Origin of the sequence: Clostridium zeae (assembly GCF_017312485.1) — a bacterium.
Lineage (GTDB): Bacteria > Bacillota > Clostridia > Clostridiales > Clostridiaceae > Clostridium_AR > Clostridium_AR zeae.
In genome coordinates this window covers 552,283-570,981 of record NZ_BMBA01000002.1, presented here as the reverse complement: position 1 = coordinate 570,981, position 18,699 = coordinate 552,283, and the positions used below count along the sequence as shown (strand labels likewise).

Here is an 18,699-nt window from a genome sequence, read left to right as displayed (position 1 = left end):
CCATAAGGTTTTGAAAATTTTAATTATATAGCAAGATTTAATTCTAATCTTTGAAATTGATATATTAATAGTAATTTATATAAAAATAATAACACTATTGGTGCATTAGCTTCAGTAAATTTTATAGTCTTTATTAATAATAAAGAAAGTATATTTAAATAGCTAATTGCTAACTAATCTATAATAAGAGGTGGAACATATGAACAAACATGCAATACATCATATAACAGAGGCTCCTTACGCTTATGGTACAGGAGATAAATCTTTGCATTTAAAACTTAGAACTGCAAAAGACGATTTGAAATCAGTAGTTGTTTACTATAAGGATAGATATGATTGGGAAAATGAATTTGATAGTATAGAGTTGAAAAAAGCAAATACCTCTGATCTTTTTGATTATTATGAAATAGATATTGAAGTAGAAGAAAAAAGATTTAGATATTTCTTTGGATTAATAGATTTAGAAGATAATGAATATTACCTTAATGAAAGAGGCTTAGTTGATAAAAAACCTAGCAATCCTAATGCGTTCCAGTTCCCATTTCTTTGTAAAGCTGATTTATATAAAGAGGTAGATTGGGCACAAGAAGGGGTAGTTTATCAAATCTTCCCAGACAGATTCTCCAATGGAGATAAGAATAATGACCCGAAGGGAACGCTTCCTTGGGGGGGCAAAGTAACTCCTGAAACTATGTTTGGAGGAGATCTACAAGGTATAATTAATAAGGTAGACTATCTTAGTGACTTAGGCGTAAATATACTTTACATGACTCCGATATTTAAGTCTAGATCTAACCACAAATATGATACAACTAACTACTATGAAATAGATCCTCAGTTTGGAGATAATGAAACACTAAGAGAATTGGTGAAGAAATGCCATGATAGGGGGATAAAGGTTGTTCTAGATGCGGTTTATAACCATTCTGGAAGTGATTTCTTTGCTTTTGAGGACTTGGTGGAAAAAGGTGAAAAATCAAAATATAAGGATTGGTATTTTGTTGACTCATACCCAGTAGATGTGAAGGAAGTTAATTATTTAACATTTGCAAATAAGGTTTCAAGAATGCCTAAATTGAATACAAGCAATCCTGAAGTTAAAGACTATTTATTAAAGGTTTCTAAGTATTGGATTGAAGAGATCGGAATAGATGGTTGGAGACTAGATGTTTGTGATGAAGTAGATCATGCTTTTTGGAGAGATTTCAAAAAAGCTGTAAAAGAATCTAAGGAAGATGGGTTTATAATTGGTGAGATAATGCACGAATCCAGTTCTTTCTTAAAAGGAGATCAGCTAGATTCAATAATGAACTATCCTTTTAGAGAATGTTGTTTAGACTTTTTTGCAAGGAAAGTTATGAATGCTGATGAACTTGATCATATACTTGCTGAGAGTAGAGCTTTATATATGAATTCAGTGAATAGGCAGTTGCTAAACCTTATAGATAGCCATGATACTGCTAGATTTTTAACTGAATGTGAAGGCGATAAGAATAAGATGAAACTTGCTATTGCACTTCAATACACATATATTGGAATCCCATATATATACTATGGTGATGAAATCGGAATGGAAGGTAAAAATGATCCTGATTGCAGAAGATGTATGATATGGGATAAAGAAAAACAAGATTTAGATATGTTCGACTTATATAAAGCTTTAAATGATGTCAGAAAGAAATCTAAGGCTCTTGTGTATGGAGATTATACGAATATATGTAAAGATGGAATGGCATTAGGTTTTGTGAGAAGTTATAAGGATGAAAAAGTATTTGTTTTAATAAATAACAGTGAAGAAAAGTACGAGTATTCATTAGATGTTAATGGAGTAGCTTACGATCTATATGAAAATAAAAAGCAAGCGATTGATGGTAAAATAGTTTTAGATCCAATGTCATTTAAGATTTTAAAATTAAGTTAATATTATATTTTAGAGTACAACAAAAAGACAACTGATGTTCAACATTGGTTGTCTTTTTTCATATATTAAATTATATTAAAAACAAAAACTTATGATTTATCTTACTGTCGAAGTTAATCACATAACTGGTATCTCTTACATAATATGTAGAAGAAGGATGAAAAGGAGGGGTACCACTGTGGGTATGAAATTTTCTGACAATCTATATAACAATGAAACTTTAGAATGGCTAAATGGTAATCATGAACTTGGAAATAATTATGCGTCAAATAATCAGGTGAACATTGAAAATAATTTTGATGTAGATGTAGATGTTGACGTGGATCAATTTAATGAAGCTACAATAAGAGAAGAAAAACGTAATAGCGGATGTAAGGATAATGAACATCATGAGCATAATGAACATCATGAGCATAATGAACATCATGAGCATCATGAACATCATGAGCATCATGATGATTGCCACGATGATCATCATGAAAGAAAAGGTGGCAAAATAATATTTACATCAAGACTTATCAGCGTAGATGGTGAACCAATCAGTGGAGTAAGAGTTTTTCTATTAAGATTAGACACTTGCGGTTGTGAAACAAAGTTCTGTTTTGTATCATCAAAAATCACTGATAGAAATGGTAGAGCTATATTTGAAGGATTGAGAGATGGCATTTATAAGGTAGTTCAACCAATAGATAAATGCGTTTTTAGAGATCCAATTTATATTCCAAGCGATCAGGTTACTATAGATAGAAATCACAGAGAACGAAAAATTACAGCTGTTAACAGAATTAGAAAAGAAGTTTTAGCAAACTTTAATCAAAATAGATGCTGTAACAACTTTAATAATTGCTGTGGAGGTTTTGATAACAACTGTGGCAGATTTAGAAATAACTGCTGCGATGGTTTTGGCTTTGATGGTTTCTGGATTTTATTATTGTTATTCGGTTTCTGTGGCTGCGGATTCTGGTTCATATAACATGAGTAAATTATAAAATAGATAAGGTGCCACTTAGGCATCTTATCTATTTTCACTTTTTTTGTTATAATTGAAGAAAACTATACCTATGAAGATTATATAAAACATACAAAGGCTTTATATAATTAGTGGGGAATACTATCTGTAACTTAATAAAAAGTTATAGATAAGTGATATATTTTTATTAAAACAATATAAAAAAGGATGGAAAATATTAAGTATGAAAATAAGAGTTAAATATTTTGAAGGAGCAACTAAATTAAAAAAAATAGAAAAAGGCAATTGGATTGACGTATATGCGAATAAAGATATATTTATTAAAGTTGGAGAGAGAGCAATGGTTCCATTGGGATTTGCATTAGAATTACCTCAAGGGTGGGAAGCTCATCTAGCGCCTAGAAGTTCAACATTCAAAACATGGGGGGTAATTCAAACAAATTCAGTTGGAGTTGTTGATGATACATATATAGGTGACAATGATCAATGGCACATGCCCGTATACTGTTTGCAAGGTAAGCACTTAGAAAAATATTCAGAAACATTGTCAAATGAATCTTTGTGTGAGATGGAATCTGAAGGAACCTGGATTAAGATTGGTGATAAAATAGGGCAATTTAGGATAATGGAGGTTATGCCAGAAGTAGAATTTGAAGAGGTGGAATCCTTTGGAAATAGTGACCGTGGTGGATTTGGGTCTACTGGGTTAAGATAATAAAGGTACATAGATAGAAAAATAGGCTTCTAGAGGTATGAAACCACTAGAGCCTATTTTTAATGTAAAAGAAAATATAAAATTGTTATATCTACTAAATCTATAGATTTTAATGTTATTACAAGATTTTTAAGAATTTGCTTCTAGTTCTTCCCATTGTTCATATAAACAATCTATTTCTTCTTGAGTGGATATGATTTCTTTATTAACCTTTTCGCTCTCTGTTGGATTAGAATATACTTCTTCTAAGCATAAATCTTCTTGTAATTTTAATAGTTTCTCTTCTAGTATAGAGATGTTTTTTTCTAAATTTTTCAATTTTAAACTATTTTCTTTTTCTAATTTTTCAGCTTCCTTTTTCTTTTTTCTTTCTTCTTTGATTTGAGTTTTTGTTTTACCGAGCTGTTCTTCTTCTAAGCCCTCATATCTATTAGGATTTTTCTTCTTCTCAGTATAATAGCTATAATTTCCTAGATATTCTTTAATTCCAGTCTGTTCTAATTCGCATATTTTATTTATAACCTTGTTTAAAAAATATCTATCATGTGAAATTACAATTAAAGTACCATCATAATCAAGGATAGCTTCTTCTAAGGCTTCTCTTGACATTATATCCAAGTGGTTTGTTGGCTCATCTAATAATAGAAAATTAGATTTAGAAAGCATAAGCTTAAGTAGATTTATCCTGCAACGTTCTCCACCACTTAAGTTTTCTATCTTTTTAAATACATCCTCATTGAAAAATAAGAAAGAAGCTAAAGCTGTTCTTATTTCTGTAGTGCTCATTTTTGGAAATTCATCCCAAACTTCATCGATTACTGTTTTATCAAGATTTAAATTAGATTGCTCTTGATCGTAGTAACCTAAAAATACATTTTTCCCTAAGTAGGTGATTCCACTATCAGATTTTATATCTCCCATTATTATCTTGAAAAGTGTAGTCTTACCCCTACCATTTTCACCTATTAAAGCGACCTTGTCACCTCTTCTTAGATCAAAATTAACATCCTCAAATAGCAATTTATCACTGTATCTTTTGGACAGATTCTCTACATGGATTACGTCATTACCACTTTTAATTTGTGATTGAAAAGAAATTCGGGTTCCATTTTTTTCTCTATCAGGAGCATCAATTTTTTCCATCTTATCTAATGCTTTTTGTCTGCTTTCAGCAGCACGTATACTTTTTTCTCTATTAAAAGATCGAAATTTTTCTATAATATCTTCTTGCCTTTTAATTTCTGATTGCTGTAGGTTAAATGCTTTTAATTTTGCATCATAATCTTTCTTTCTAAGTTCTAAATACTTAGTGTATGGAGCATTATAACAGTTGATATGGCCATTTATAAGCTCGTAGGTATGTGTTGTTATACTGTCTAAGAAAAATCTATCATGGGATATTACTAAAACAGTTCCTTTATAGTTTTTAAGATATTCTTCAAGCCATTCAATGGCATCTAAATCTAAGTGATTAGTAGGTTCATCTAATAAAAGCAAATCTGGTTTAATTAAAAGTAATTTACATAGGGCTACCCTGGTCTTTTGACCACCACTAAGAACATTGATAGGCTTATCGAAGTCTTCTTCTGTAAATCCTAAGCCTTTTAATACTCTAGAGATTTCTCCTCTAAAAACATAACCGCCTCTATTTTCATATAGTTCATGACCTTGAGTATAATCCTTAATTAACTTATCGTGATATTCTTGTTTTGATGAGTCATAAGGTTCATTCATTTTTTCTTCAATGGTTTTTAGTTTTTTTTCAAGATTCATTAAATCAGAAAAAACTGTAAGCATCTCATCCATTATTGTATTAAAGTTTTCTAAAGCAAGATGCTGTGAGAGATATCCCAAAGTACTGTTTTTATCTATAAAAACTTCACCGCTGTCATAAGATACTTCTCTTGTAAGTATGCGGAATAATGTGGATTTTCCTTCACCGTTTGCCCCTATGAGTCCAACTTTTTCGCCTTCATTTATATTAAAAGTTACATCTTTTAAAATCTCATCTATACCAAAACTTTTTTTTATATTTTTACAACTTAAGATTATCATAAATAAAACTCCTTTATACTGACAATTATAAATGTATGAAAGAAAAATGAAATTCTTGATTTTAATTTTGCTTCACACATGCAAACACGATTAATTATACTATCCATATCACTTTTACACAAATATTCAAATAAATAATATTATTGATAATATTATTTAAACTATTATATATAATAATACTGTAAATAGGCAAGAAGCTTAAGAAAGGAAGTGAACCATTAGAAGATATGAACAAAAGAAAAAATATAATCACATTAATTGGAGTAATAATTTTAATAGGCACAGCTTTTAGTTTTTTTCAGTTTAAAAAGAATAAATCTAACAACATTTCTGTAAAAACTATAATAGTTACAAAAGAGGATATTAAGTCTTATTTAAACACCACAGGAGTTGTTAAGGCTAAAAATATTAAAGATTATTACGGTTCACAGTTAAAAGTCACTGGTATTAACTTTAAGATTGGAGATAAAGTGAAGAAAGGTGACATTCTAATGAGCTTCGATACATCGGATATGCAAAATGCTGCTAAGCAAGCTAAGCTTCAATATGATAGTGCAGTTTTACAAAGGCAGGATTTATTAAATCAAAATGCTAAGATAAGCGGTAAAATTAATGATTTAGATAGTGAAATAGTAGCTGTTAAGAGTAAAATAGAGCAACTTAAGTTAGATAAAAATACAGTAAATAGTTATGGATTTATAAATACTGTAAGTGCATTAAAAGATAAAATAACAAATAAGGAAAAAAAGTATTCAAAAGAGGCAACTAACATTTTGGATAGTAATGGGCAACCTTCCGAAATGGCTCAAACTGATGGTAGTTCAAGTGTAGATGGGCTGCAGCAGTTATCGAAAGCTTTGACTACGCTTGAAACGCAAAAAAATAGCATACAACCAATTTCAGAAGAAAAACTTAAGCAGATGGATAATACAGTTGCACTTGCTAAGATTGCCTTTGAATCAGCTAATTCTAGACTAAGATATATGCCAGAAAACTTGATTGCTGATTTTGACGGAACTGTCACTGCATTAAATGCAACTATAGGAAGTATAGTTAACCCTGCATCAGCAGCATTGACTATTGAAGATTTAGAAAATTTAAAAGTGATTGTATCTTTAGGAAAATCAGATATTGATAAAGTAAAAATGGGTCAGACTGCTACAATCAGAAGTAATGGAAAAGAGTATGATGGGAAAATATCTTTTATAAGTCCTTCAGGTAAAAAAGGAGTAACTGGAATTGGTATGATGGCAGCTACTACAAATAGTGATGTGACAATGGATACAGAAATTGAACTCGATAAATCTGATGAAAGCCTAAAAGCAGAATTTGGTGTAGATGTGGATGTTTTACTTGCTGAGAGAAATTCGGTGATTACAGTACCGATGGAAGCAATAAAAGCTGTAAAAGGAGGTCGCTATGTTGTATATACCGTAGATGCTAACAGGAAAGTATCTGAAAGAGAAGTAAAGCTAGGAATACAATCTGAGATAAATTCAGAGATACTTAGCGGTATAAATATAGGAGAAAGAATAATATTAAATCCAAGTACTACGATAAGGGATGGAATCACAGTTAAGTTTAGTGGTAAAGGAGGCACCAATGATTGAGATATCAGAGATATACAAAACTTATAAAACTGGAGAGTTAAACTTTACTGCACTTAAAGGAGTAAGCTTTAAAGTAATGAGAGGGGAGTTTACCTCAATTATGGGACCATCAGGCTCTGGGAAAAGTACTTTGATGAATATACTTGGTTGTTTAGATAGATTAGATGCTGGGAAGTATATACTAAATGGAAAAAATGTATCTAATATGGCTGAAAATGAGTTAGCAAGAGTAAGAAATAAGGAAATAGGTTTTGTTTTTCAAAATTTTAATCTTCTACCTAGGATGAATATACTTGAAAATGTTGAATTACCTATGATATATGCTGGTATTTCAGCTAAGGAAAGAACAAGTAGAGCGCTTTTAGCTTTAGAGAAAGTTTCGCTTACAAATTGGATAAAGCATAAACCTAATGAAATATCTGGAGGACAAAAACAAAGGGTAGCTATTGCAAGAGCTATAGTTAATTCTCCATCAGTAATTATGGCTGATGAACCTACAGGAAACTTGGATTCTCAGGTTAGTTTAGAGGTGATGAAGATATTTCAAGATTTAAATGAAGAAGGGGCTACTATAATAATGGTCACTCATGAACCGGATATAGCAATGTACACAAAAAGACTAGTTAAAGTTAAAGATGGACTAATAATTAACGATGAGAAAGTTAAAAATAGAATCGTTATCAGTAATACAGTGCTTAAAACATAACTCTATTGTTAAAATGTTTATGAGTTTTAGGCATTAAGGAACTGGTTAATATTAATTAATATAGGGGGATTGAGATGGACTTTATAGAAAACTTTAAGATGTCCCTAGACAGCATTAAAGCTAATAAGTTAAGATCTTTTTTGACCATGTTGGGAATAATAATAGGAATAAGTTCTGTTATTGCAATATTATCGCTCGGAAATGGTGGGAAAGCTAGTATCACTGGAGAACTTGAGAAAATAGGTTCATTTACAGTGGAGTTAAAGGTGTCTGGTCAACAAATTGCCAAATCAGATTATTTCAATATAAATGATGTAAAGGCTATAAAAGATAAAAGTGAAAATGTTAAATACATATCACCTTTAATACAAAAATCAGGAATTGTAAGGGTAAATGATAGAAGTAAGAGAGCTGTAGTATATGGAGGAAACACAGATTTTAGTTACATACAGAATTACGAGTTCCTCTTTGGGCGCTTTTTCAATGAAAAAGAAATGGAAGATGGAAAAAATGTAGCTGTTATTGATGAAATTACTGCAGAATATTTATTTGGATATAAAGATATTACAGGAGAGTCGATATTAATAGGAAGAAATAATGCTCCTAAAAAAGTGACTGTTGTTGGAGTAACCAAATCTTCTGAACTCATGGTAGGATTTGCACAAGACCAAATCCCAGCTTTTATAGCTATGCCTGTTGCTACCATAGAAAATATTTATGATCTTAATGATAATTTTGATAGTATGTACGTTTTAGCTGAGACTAAAGATAATGTTGATACTGCAACAAGTGACTCAATAAATATTTTAGAATCTAGACATAATAACAAAGATAAAGATGTATATACTGGAGAAAAGCTTATGAAGCAGGTTGAGCAAGTAAATAAGGTTATAGATATATTTACTTCATTCATAGGAGCAGTTGCAGCCATATCTCTACTTGTAGGAGGGATTGGAGTAATGAACATAATGCTTGTATCAGTTACTGAAAGGACACGAGAAATAGGTATAAGAAAGGCAATAGGAGCTACTACTAACTTGATTTTAATTCAATTTCTAACTGAATCAGTTATTATATCTTTGATAGGTGGAGTGGTTGGAATGGTAATAGGTGTTTTAGGCGCCTTTGCTATAGGAAGGTTAGCTAATGTTACACCTATTCTATACGTTAAACATATATTTCTTGTAATATTATTTTCTATGAGCGTAGGGATATTTTTCGGTATTTATCCTGCTCGAAAAGCAGCGAAATTAGATCCTATAGATGCTTTAAGATATGAATAAAAAAATATATAATCTGCCAAATTTTACTCATAGACAATGGGAACGATAGATGGAAAAAACTCGCTGAAAAATATTATTTCAGCGAGTTTTTTCGTCTATTGTTTTGAAGAATACTTTATAGAAAGTGCAATGAGTTTCTTTACAATCATCTTAGAAACTGGAAAAGGAATTTTATAGGCTTCGAGACTTTTTATGATTGAACTATTATTCTCTTCTATTTTGCTAAATATTTCATTAACCTTATCGCTGGTCAGTCTATCATCGAAGTCGTTATCTATATCTTCAAAAAGTTGAACAGGTACTGGTACATAACCTCTGTTGATATCAGTAGAATTGTTGAAAAGTGAATTAAACCAATATGTTGAAGAAAGCTTTATTTTATTAAAATTATCTCCAATTGAAGACCTATTATTAAATCCATTCAAGTATAGATTGTTTGTAAAAGGTGTTGAATTTTCAGTGAATGGAACTGCGTTCTCCGAAAAAGGAGCTGAGTTTTCTAGAAACGGAACATTATCCTCTGAAAATGGAACGAACTTATCTGAAGATAACTTAGTATTATCATAAGTAGATAATAGATTTTCAGAAAAAGGAGAGTCATATTCTCCTACAAATGGCTCAAAGCTCAAATCATCATTAATTGGTTTATCCATGTACTTCCTATCAGGATACATTTTAATACCTCCAAATAAAACTCTTATAATTATATGTTTAAATAATATGAAGATTTAATGAAAGTAGACTAATATATTCAAAATTTAATTTTTATTATATGTTTCATCGGTGTATGAAATTAAGGTGTCACTACATCCGATACTTTAATGAACTGCGCAGAGAATTAATATAATTTTATACAATTTCATAGCTAAAACTGTATAACTCACTACGTTCGAACAATACAGTTTTTTAACGCTATTACATTTACGAAAATTATTTAATTCTAAATGCTTGTTCATATAGTATCTCCGTAGTGACACCTTAATTTCAACAATACTATTAAATATATAACGTTTTAGGAGATGTTAAGTAATGTATCACTATGTTTGATGTCTTAATAAGTTTACTAAATAATTGGTACTAATGACCTCCTACAAAAAAGTCCGTATAGCTATGAAATATTGAAATAATTGTAAAAATATAAGAATATGAAGAGTTTGATGTACATTAGTACGATGTGTGAATAGTATATATTGGAGGGAGTTTGTTATGATGAAAAAAAGAGAAATGGACTTTAGAGAATTATTTTTGGGCATAGAACAAGCTATTCCTTTAGCAAATGGACGAAAAATAACTCCTATTAATTTCGATAATGCTGCTACTACACCTGCTATGAAGCAAGTTTTGCGCTGTGTAAATAAGTTTTTACCTCTTTATGGATCTATAGGTAGAGGCAAAGGCTATAAATCAAAAGTTAGCACAGAGCTATATAATGATGCTAGAAATGAAATATTAAAGTTTTTCAATCTGAGCGATAGAGATGATTACACTGTAATATTTGTAAAAAATACAACTGAAGGCATTAATACTCTTGTTAATGTTTTGATTGAAGATAGTTCAGAAACTGTTCTAACAACAAGAATGGAGCATCATTCAAATGACTTGCCGTGGAGAGAAAAATGCAGAGTTGAATACGTTGAGGTAGATGATAAAGGGAGATTAAAAATTGATCAATTTCAAGAAAAATTAGATAAAGCTAGGGGAAGTATAAAATTAGTTAGTGTAACAGGGGCCTCCAATGTTACTGGTTATATAAACGATATTCATAAAATAGCTAAGATTGCTCATGAAAATGGTGCTGAAATAATAGTCGATGGTGCACAATTAGTTCCGCATAGAAAAGTTGATATGAATTATGTGGACGAGGATGATGATATTGACTATTTGGTTTTTTCTGCTCATAAGATGTATGCGCCTTTTGGAAGTGGAGCAATAGTGGGTAAAAAGCGTAAGTTTAATAATAAGTTGCCCTTATTAAAGGGTGGAGGAACGGTAGATATTGTTACAGATGACGAAGTTTACTGGTTAGATGCACCTGAGAGGGATGAAGGCGGTACTCCGAATGTGTTAGGGGTAATAGCTTTAGTAGCGGCTATTTATGAGTTCAACAGAATTGGATTTAATAACATTGAGGAGCATGAAGACTTACTTAGAGACTATCTCTCAGATGGACTAAGAAGTATGCCAGATGTTATTTCCTATTGTGATTTGAATGATAAAAATAAACTAGGATTAATATCTATTAATTTAAGAGATATTTATCATGAAGAACTAGCTGGTATGTTATCGGACTTAAGAGGAATAGCAGTAAGAAGTGGTTGTTTTTGTGCTCAGCCTTACGCTAAACGATTATTGGATGTTACTGATGAAGAAGTACTAAGCTTCATACGCGGAAGTCGGGGTAGAAAACCTGGTATGGTAAGAATAAGCTTTGGTATGTACAATACAGTAAATGAAATTAATGAGTTTCTAAATGTACTGGAGTATATAATAAGAAAACATCTATACTAATAAATTGTTTATTTATAAAAGAAGAGATAATACAACAATACAGGCTATATGAACTCAATATTCATATAGCCTGTATATATGTAAACATAAAATTAAGAATAATTACATTCTGAAAACTCTATATTTTGGTAGAGAATCTGAAAGTTTATAGGCAGGTTGATCAAAAACTAATGGCTTAAGATACTCAATTGCCTCAATAGTTAGGTTATTACCTTCTTCATTTATCCATTCTGTAGGGAAATATTTAACTTTATTAGCAACCTTATCTGCTTCTATCAAGAAGGTAGAGGAACTATAAATTTCAGTTTCTTCCCTTTTTATAGCTACCATATAACCAGAATGACCATCTGCAGCATATTTAAGTGCATCTCTTCCAACCATTTTAGCTTCATCAAAGTCAACTTTTGATGCTGAATGCATAGCACATCTTTGTAAAACTCCCAGTTCTAGAGTTTTTACTCTATTAGTTATACCTGCATTTATTATTAGAGTACGAAGATAATGAGCAACACCACCAAGTTGACTGTGACCAAATTTGTCATGAGCGCCACCTTGGGAAGACATTGTTAGAAAATTACCGTTTTCGTCTCTAAGACCTTCAGATGCTACTATGTAAACATGGTTATTTCTCTTAAATGTTTCTCTAATATCATTTATAAATTTTATTTGATCGAAAGCAACTTCTGGTAAGTATATGAAATCAGCTGCTTTTTTATCGCCTACACTTGCTAGTGCTCCAGCAGCAGCTAACCAACCAGTATCTCTACCCATTGTTTCTAATATGAATATTCCGTTATCGCTATATACGGTAGAATCTAAGTAGGTTTCTATTGTAGAAGTAGCTATAAATTTTGCTGCACTACCAAAACCTGGAGTATGATCAGTAAACATCAAATCATTATCTATAGTCTTTGGAATACCTATAAATTTAATATCGATATCATGATCCTTTGCATATTTGCTAAGTTTAGCAGTAGTATCCATTGAGTCATTTCCACCTATATAAAAGAAAGCTTTAATATTTAGTTCATTAAGTATAGACATAAGGGAAATATATTCATCTTCACATTCAGAAGAATCTTTTAGCTTGTACCTACAAGAACCTAACCCAGATGATGGAGTATGTTGAAATACTTCAAGTTCTGCGCTATCCATTTCAGATAAATTTATTATCGTTCTATTTAATATTCCTTCTATACCATTTAATCCAGCATAGACGTTATCATATATATTTAAATCCTTATTAGCTTCAACTAAACCAAAAACACTAGAATTTATAACTGAAGTTGGACCACCTGATTGGGCAACGATACAATTCATTATATCTCTCCTTTGTACTGAGTAGTTTAAATGTGCTATACTATTTGTGTAAATAATATGTACAATGAATACTATACTATAAAATATGATAAATATAAAGCCTATTAGTGTAAAAGAATATAATTTATATATTTAGAATTGTCTCATAATTAAGATTAAGTATTGTGGCTCATCCAATTTTTGTAAGTGAAGCATTTGAAGAATAAATTTGAAAACTTTAAAATACAATATATTGTATGAAGTCACGCAAATATATGTTTAGACTTTGAAAGTTAGTAGAAAAGAGGGACAAACTATGGAAATGAAAAGTTTATTAATCATTTCAGTTGCACTGGCAATGGATGCATCGGCCATTGCTTTGAGTATAGGTATAAATTGTGGGGTGAGCAAAACTAAGAAAATACTTTTCGCTATTTCATTTGGTTTCTTTCAGTTTTTGTTATCATTTTTAGGTACTTACTTTGGTGTATTATTTGAGGAATATGTTACTTCTATACCTAACATAATTGGCGGTATGGTGATTGCTTTTACAGGAGTAATGATGATAAAAGATGGGATGGAGCAAAAGGATGAATGTTTATTACTAAAACCAAAGATGTATTTTGTTCTTGGAATTTCAGTAAGTATAGATGCCTTGGTAGTTGGATTTACAGTGTTTCACCATGTTGAAAGTACAGTTTCTATATTATTTAATTCTATTATTATTGGATTAGTAACATTTGTACTTAGTATGTGTGCTTTTTTCTTTTCAAGATATATGAGGAGAATAGAATTAATTTCAAAATATGCAGATTACATAGGTGGTATAATCCTTCTACTTTTTGGATTGAAAATGATATTTGCATAATTTAGATAGATAGGTACAATACTCAAATTATTTTTAAACATCTCTAGAGGTTAGTGGAGTAGTTTAAAGAATAAAATTTGTTATTAAGTTATATCGCTATAAGATAAAATTGGACAAGTATAATATGAAAGAACTCAAAGTGAAATTATATATAATTCAATATGTTGAAAACAGCACAATATATGTTATAATGAAATAAAAATGTTAGGAGCAAAATATGAGAGTTGGCGAATACTTAGGTGAAAAAGGAATAAAGGTTACAAAGAGTAGGATAGCCGTATATAAAATTCTCTCAGACAATGATTCTAGTGTTTCTGCAGATTATATTTATGACCAATGTAAAGCTGTGGGGATGGATATAAATCTTTCAACAGTATATAGGACTTTAGAAGTTTTTGAAGCTAAACAAATAATTGAAAAATTCGATTTAGGTAATGGAAAATACTCGTTTGCTATAAGAAAAAATAAGCATATGCATAAAATAGAGTGTTCTGAATGTCATAAAGAAATAGAAGTGCCATGTCCAATGCAGCAAATTGAAGAAATACTTAAAAATCAAACGGGATTTGTATTAACAGAACATAGGTTAGTGCTTAAAGGAATATGTGAACAATGTAAAAATAAAGATTAAAATAAGTGTAAATAAATTGTGAACTGTAAAATTTGTTTTTAAGTTATGCTTGAAGAGGATAATGCTGGACATATATAGCTTTAATTTAAAAATATTTATGTTTTGGTATGGTTACAGTTAAATTAATTACATAATTATGAATTAATTGATAATAGATATGGAATAATATAATGCTATGATTGTTTTCACTACATAAAAGTGAAATAATCATAGCTATTTTTAATTAAATGGATTAAATATCTAATTTTAAGCATATATAGCGAAAAACTATCTATTGACTCAAATAAATAATTCCCATATACTTTGAATATAAAAAACTTTGATTATCAAAATATATTTAGGAGGCAATATGAATAATACTCATAGTATTATCAATTCTCTTCTCGTGGATATCTTTAATGAGATTTTAAATATAGAAGAATACGCACTGCAGTCAGGAGCATTTAATGATGTCTCTGTTACAGAAGTTCATACTGTTGAGGCTATAGGTTACTATGATTCAAAAAGCATGAGTGAAGTAGCAAAGCAGCTGAGTATAACAGTAGGTACACTGACAATTGCAATAAATAATCTTGTTAAGAAAGGTTATGTTGAGAGAATAAGATCTGAGGAAGATAGAAGAGTAGTTAAAATTAGCCTTACCAAGAAAGGTAAGTTACTTTATAGAATTCATGAAAAGTTTCATTTAGAGTTGGTAAAAGTAACAGTGACAGACTTATCTGAAGAAGAAGAAGCTGTACTGGTTCACGCTCTACAAAAATTAAATGTGTTTTGTAGAAATACATATGATTTATTTAATAAAGAAAGCAAGGAGTAGTTATGGTTTATACAAAGATAATATCAACAGGAAGTTATGCACCAAATAATATAGTTACTAATGATGATTTATCTAAAATAGTTGAAACAGATGATCAATGGATTAGTTCTAGAACAGGAATAAGAGAAAGAAGAATTTCTTTAGGGGAAAACACTTCAGCATTAGCTGCAAAGGCTGGATTAGATGCAATAAATAATGCAGGGCTTACACCTATGGATATAGATTTGCTAATAGTAGCAACAACTACTCCAGATATGTTTACTCCATCAACAGCATGCATAGTTCAAGATATCATTGGAGCTAAAAAAGCTTACGCGTTTGATGTAAGTGCTGCATGTTCAGGTTTTATATATGCTATATCTGTAGCAGATAAAATTATGAGAGCAGGAGAAGAGGTTAATGCTTTAGTAATAGGAGCAGAAACCCTTTCAAGAATAGTAAACTGGAATGATAGAAGTACCTGTGTTCTTTTTGGAGATGGAGCTGGTGCAGTAGTACTTAAAAAGACTGAAGAAAAGGGAATAATAAGTTCTGTGCTAGGATCCGATGGAACTTTGGGTAGAAGTTCTCTTACGTCGGGAGAATTCGTTCCTAAGAATCCATATATTGAAGATGAAAATCAAGAAGATGAAATCTATATAAATATGGATGGTAAAGAGATCTTTAGATTTGCAGTAAATAAGATTCCACAAGCAGTAAATGAAGTGTTAGCAAAAGCAGAAACATCACTAGATGAAGTGAAATTAATATTCCCACACCAAGCTAATCTTAGAATCGTGGACTCTGCAGCTAAAAAACTAGACTTACCTAAAGAAAAGTTTTATGTAAATCTAAATAAGTATGGTAACACATCAGCTGCATCTATTCCTTTGGCATTAGATGAAGCTAATAAAAATGGATTGCTTCAGCAGGGAGATAAGTTAGTTTTAGTTGGTTTTGGCGGAGGTCTCACTTGGGGATCTGTATTCCTACAGTGGTAGAATTAATTTACGCATAAACAAGTTGTAAAATTTTAATATTAAATTAAAAAAATTTGCCAATTTTACTGGCTCAACAAAAATAAAATAAAGCAGTCATCTTTTTTTAATAGTACTAAAAGATGATTTTTAAAAATTGTGTCTTTATTTTTAAAAGATAGCCGGATAAATATAAATTATGAAATTATTAGGAGGAAAAAATAATGGTATTAGAAAAAATAAAAGAGGTAATAGTAGAACAATTAGGAGTAGACGCTGATGTAATAACATTAGAAACTACATTTCAAGAAGATTTAGGTGCTGATTCTTTAGATTTATTCCAAATAATCATGGACTTAGAAGAAGAATTCAATGTAAAAATAGAAGATGTAGAAGCTATAAAGACAGTTGGAGATGCAGTTACTTATATCGAAGAGAGAGTTTAATCCTTAGGAGGAAAATATGATTAAGGCAGATATTTGTGAACTTCTAAATATAAAATACCCTATTTTACAAGGGGGTATGGCTTGGGTAGCGGATGCATCATTGGCATCTGCTGTATCAAATGCTGGAGGTCTTGGTATAATTGCAGGAGCAAATGCACCGGTTGAACATGTTAGAGAGCAAATAAGAAAAGCAAAAACTTTGACGGATAAACCTTTTGGAGTAAACATAATGCTTTTAAGCCCAAATGCAGATGAATTAGCTAGAGTAGTTTGCGAAGAAGGTGTAAAAGTTGTAACTACCGGAGCTGGTAATCCTGGAAAATATGTTGAGATGTGGAAAAATAACGGAATAAAGGTTATTCCAGTTGTACCTTCTGTGGCATTGGCAAAGAGAATGGAAAGATGTGGTGCAGATGCTGTTATTGCTGAAGGCTGTGAATCTGGTGGTCATGTAGGTAAGCTTACAACTATGGCTTTAGTACCACAAGTAGTGGATGCAGTAAATATACCAGTAATAGCTGCAGGTGGTATTGGTGATGGAAGAGGAATTGCAGCAGTATCTATGCTTGGTGCAAAGGGAGTGCAGGTAGGTACTAGATTTTTAGTTGCTAAAGAGTGTACGATACATCAAAACTATAAAGATATCGTAATAAAGGCTAAGGATATAGATACAATGGTTACTGGAAGGGTTACAGGTCATCCAGTTCAGGTTATTAAAAATAAGCTTGCTAAAAAGTTTGAGGCATTAGAAAAAGAAAATGCTCCAATTGAAGCTTATGACGAACTAGGACGTGGGGCTTTAGCTAAGGCTGTTGTTGAAGGAAATCCTGACGAAGGTTCGTTCATGGCAGGACAGATAGCTGGTATGATATCAAAAGAACAAAGTTGTGAAGAAATCATAAAAGAGATGTTTGAAAAATATGATGAACTTATAGCGAAGCTTAACTAGGAGGATATGATGAAGATAGCATTATTATTTTCCGGCCAAGGTGCACAATACGTTGGAATGGGAAAAGAATTATATGATAATTATGAGGTTGCAAGAGACATATTTAATAAAGCTGATGAAGCCTTAGGATTTTCACTTAAGTCAATATGCTTTGAAGGCCCAAATACAGAATTAAATAAAACTGAAAATACTCAACCTGCTATTTTAACTACATCTATTGCTGCTCTTAAGGTTATACAAGAAAAAGGAATAAACTTTGATGTAGTTGCTGGACTTAGCTTAGGTGAATACTCAGCTCATGTTGCAGCAGGAACTATGAGCTTTAATGATGCAGTAACTTTAGTTAAGAAAAGAGGATTCTTTATGCAGGAAGCTGTACCTCTAGGTATAGGGGCTATGTCTGCAGTACTTGGTATGGATAAAGAGGTTCTTAATTCATGTGTTAACGAATGCAAAGAATTTGGTGTAGTTGAAGTAGCTAATTATAACTGCCCAGACCAAATAGTTATTGCCGGTGAAAAGGATGCTGTTGAAAAGTGCGGTGCCTTATTATCTGAAAGAGGAGCAAAAAGAGTTATTCCATTAACTGTAAGTGGTCCTTTTCATACATCAATGATGAAACCAGCAAGTGAAAGATTATTTGGAGAATTGGATAAAATAGAATTAAATGAACTAAGTATTCCACTTATTAGTAATGTTACTGCTGAATATGTAAATTCAACTTCTGATGTAAAGCCTTTACTAGTTGAACAAGTCATGAGTTCAGTAAAATGGGAAGATTCTATAAAACTTATGATAAATGATGGTGTTGATACCTTTATAGAAGTTGGACCAGGGCGCGCTCTTAGTGGCTTTGTTAGAAAGATAAGCAGAAATGTAAACATATTTAATGTTGAAGACATTAAATCTTTAGATAAAACTATTGACGGATTAAGCAAGTTAAATTAATAGGAAGGTGTGAATTC

The 18,699-nt window shown here is 31.1% G+C and carries 17 protein-coding genes; 14 read left to right on the top strand and 3 right to left on the bottom strand.

Annotated features, from left to right (window positions below):
• Positions 1 to 199: 199 nt before the first annotated feature.
• From J3477_RS12025 to J3477_RS12015, 3 genes are all read left to right on the top strand, one after another.
• Entirely contained in the window at positions 200 to 1,921 is a 1,722-nt protein-coding gene (locus J3477_RS12025; protein ID WP_206870192.1) for a glycoside hydrolase family 13 protein, read from the top strand.
• Positions 1,922 to 2,099: 178 nt separating this feature from the next.
• Positions 2,100 to 2,894 carry a prealbumin-like fold domain-containing protein gene (locus tag J3477_RS12020; protein WP_206870191.1) on the top strand — a complete coding sequence of 265 codons (795 nt, stop codon included), beginning with the start codon at positions 2,100 to 2,102 and terminating at the stop codon, positions 2,892 to 2,894.
• Positions 2,895 to 3,114: 220 nt separating this feature from the next.
• Positions 3,115 to 3,606, top strand: coding sequence for a dUTP diphosphatase (locus J3477_RS12015; protein WP_206870190.1), 492 nt, complete (start codon positions 3,115 to 3,117; stop codon positions 3,604 to 3,606).
• A 129-nt stretch (positions 3,607 to 3,735) separates the two neighbouring features.
• Here the strand turns inward: J3477_RS12015 and J3477_RS12010 are convergent, their stop codons facing one another.
• Positions 3,736 to 5,661, bottom strand: a complete 1,926-nt coding sequence (locus tag J3477_RS12010; protein ID WP_206870189.1) for an ABC-F family ATP-binding cassette domain-containing protein — start codon at positions 5,659 to 5,661, stop codon at positions 3,736 to 3,738.
• Positions 5,662 to 5,888: 227 nt separating this feature from the next.
• Here J3477_RS12010 and J3477_RS12005 point away from each other — a divergent pair, with 227 nt between their 5' ends.
• From J3477_RS12005 to J3477_RS11995, 3 genes are all read left to right on the top strand, one after another.
• Complete coding sequence (locus J3477_RS12005; protein ID WP_206870188.1) at positions 5,889 to 7,271, top strand: efflux RND transporter periplasmic adaptor subunit; 1,383 nt, start codon at positions 5,889 to 5,891, stop codon at positions 7,269 to 7,271.
• Positions 7,264 to 7,977, top strand: a complete 714-nt coding sequence (locus J3477_RS12000) for an ABC transporter ATP-binding protein (protein ID WP_206870187.1) — start codon at positions 7,264 to 7,266, stop codon at positions 7,975 to 7,977. Before J3477_RS12005 ends, J3477_RS12000 begins: the two co-directional genes overlap by 8 nt.
• A 74-nt stretch (positions 7,978 to 8,051) precedes the next feature.
• The gene (locus J3477_RS11995) at positions 8,052 to 9,260 is read left to right on the top strand and encodes an ABC transporter permease (RefSeq protein WP_206870186.1); all 1,209 of its coding nucleotides are present in this window, start codon (positions 8,052 to 8,054) and stop codon (positions 9,258 to 9,260) included.
• Between the two features lie 95 nt (positions 9,261 to 9,355).
• On the opposite strand, the gene J3477_RS11990 is transcribed toward J3477_RS11995, so the two are convergent.
• On the bottom strand, positions 9,356 to 9,934 hold the full coding sequence (locus J3477_RS11990) for a hypothetical protein (RefSeq protein ID WP_206870185.1): 579 nt from the start codon (positions 9,932 to 9,934) through the stop codon (positions 9,356 to 9,358).
• A 532-nt stretch (positions 9,935 to 10,466) separates the two neighbouring features.
• On the opposite strand from J3477_RS11990, the gene J3477_RS11985 reads away from it, so the two are divergent.
• Positions 10,467 to 11,768, top strand: a complete 1,302-nt coding sequence (locus J3477_RS11985) for an aminotransferase class V-fold PLP-dependent enzyme (protein WP_206870184.1) — start codon at positions 10,467 to 10,469, stop codon at positions 11,766 to 11,768.
• 102 nt (positions 11,769 to 11,870) lie between these two features.
• Here the strand turns inward: J3477_RS11985 and J3477_RS11980 are convergent, their stop codons facing one another.
• Positions 11,871 to 13,088 carry a 6-phosphofructokinase gene (locus J3477_RS11980; RefSeq protein WP_206870183.1) on the bottom strand — a complete coding sequence of 406 codons (1,218 nt, stop codon included), beginning with the start codon at positions 13,086 to 13,088 and terminating at the stop codon, positions 11,871 to 11,873.
• Positions 13,089 to 13,383: 295 nt separating this feature from the next.
• On the opposite strand from J3477_RS11980, the gene J3477_RS11975 reads away from it, so the two are divergent.
• The 7 genes from J3477_RS11975 to fabD all read left to right on the top strand — a co-directional run bounded on the left by J3477_RS11975 (position 13,384) and on the right by fabD (position 18,682).
• Positions 13,384 to 13,935 (top strand): manganese efflux pump MntP, encoded by a 552-nt coding sequence (locus J3477_RS11975; protein WP_206870182.1) that lies wholly within the window; start codon positions 13,384 to 13,386, stop codon positions 13,933 to 13,935.
• Positions 13,936 to 14,152: 217 nt separating this feature from the next.
• Entirely contained in the window at positions 14,153 to 14,566 is a 414-nt protein-coding gene (locus tag J3477_RS11970; protein WP_206870181.1) for a Fur family transcriptional regulator, read from the top strand.
• Positions 14,567 to 14,915: 349 nt separating this feature from the next.
• Entirely contained in the window at positions 14,916 to 15,383 is a 468-nt protein-coding gene (locus J3477_RS11965; RefSeq protein WP_206870180.1) for a MarR family winged helix-turn-helix transcriptional regulator, read from the top strand.
• Between the two features lie 2 nt (positions 15,384 to 15,385).
• On the top strand, positions 15,386 to 16,363 hold the full coding sequence (locus J3477_RS11960; protein ID WP_206870179.1) for a beta-ketoacyl-ACP synthase III: 978 nt from the start codon (positions 15,386 to 15,388) through the stop codon (positions 16,361 to 16,363).
• A gap of 200 nt (positions 16,364 to 16,563) precedes the next feature.
• On the top strand, positions 16,564 to 16,785 hold the full coding sequence (acpP, locus tag J3477_RS11955) for an acyl carrier protein (RefSeq protein ID WP_206870178.1): 222 nt from the start codon (positions 16,564 to 16,566) through the stop codon (positions 16,783 to 16,785).
• A 16-nt stretch (positions 16,786 to 16,801) separates the two neighbouring features.
• Entirely contained in the window at positions 16,802 to 17,734 is a 933-nt protein-coding gene (gene fabK, locus J3477_RS11950; protein WP_206870177.1) for an enoyl-[acyl-carrier-protein] reductase FabK, read from the top strand.
• A 6-nt stretch (positions 17,735 to 17,740) separates the two neighbouring features.
• On the top strand, positions 17,741 to 18,682 hold the full coding sequence (gene fabD, locus J3477_RS11945) for an ACP S-malonyltransferase (protein ID WP_206870176.1): 942 nt from the start codon (positions 17,741 to 17,743) through the stop codon (positions 18,680 to 18,682).
• Positions 18,683 to 18,699 lie beyond the last annotated feature (17 nt).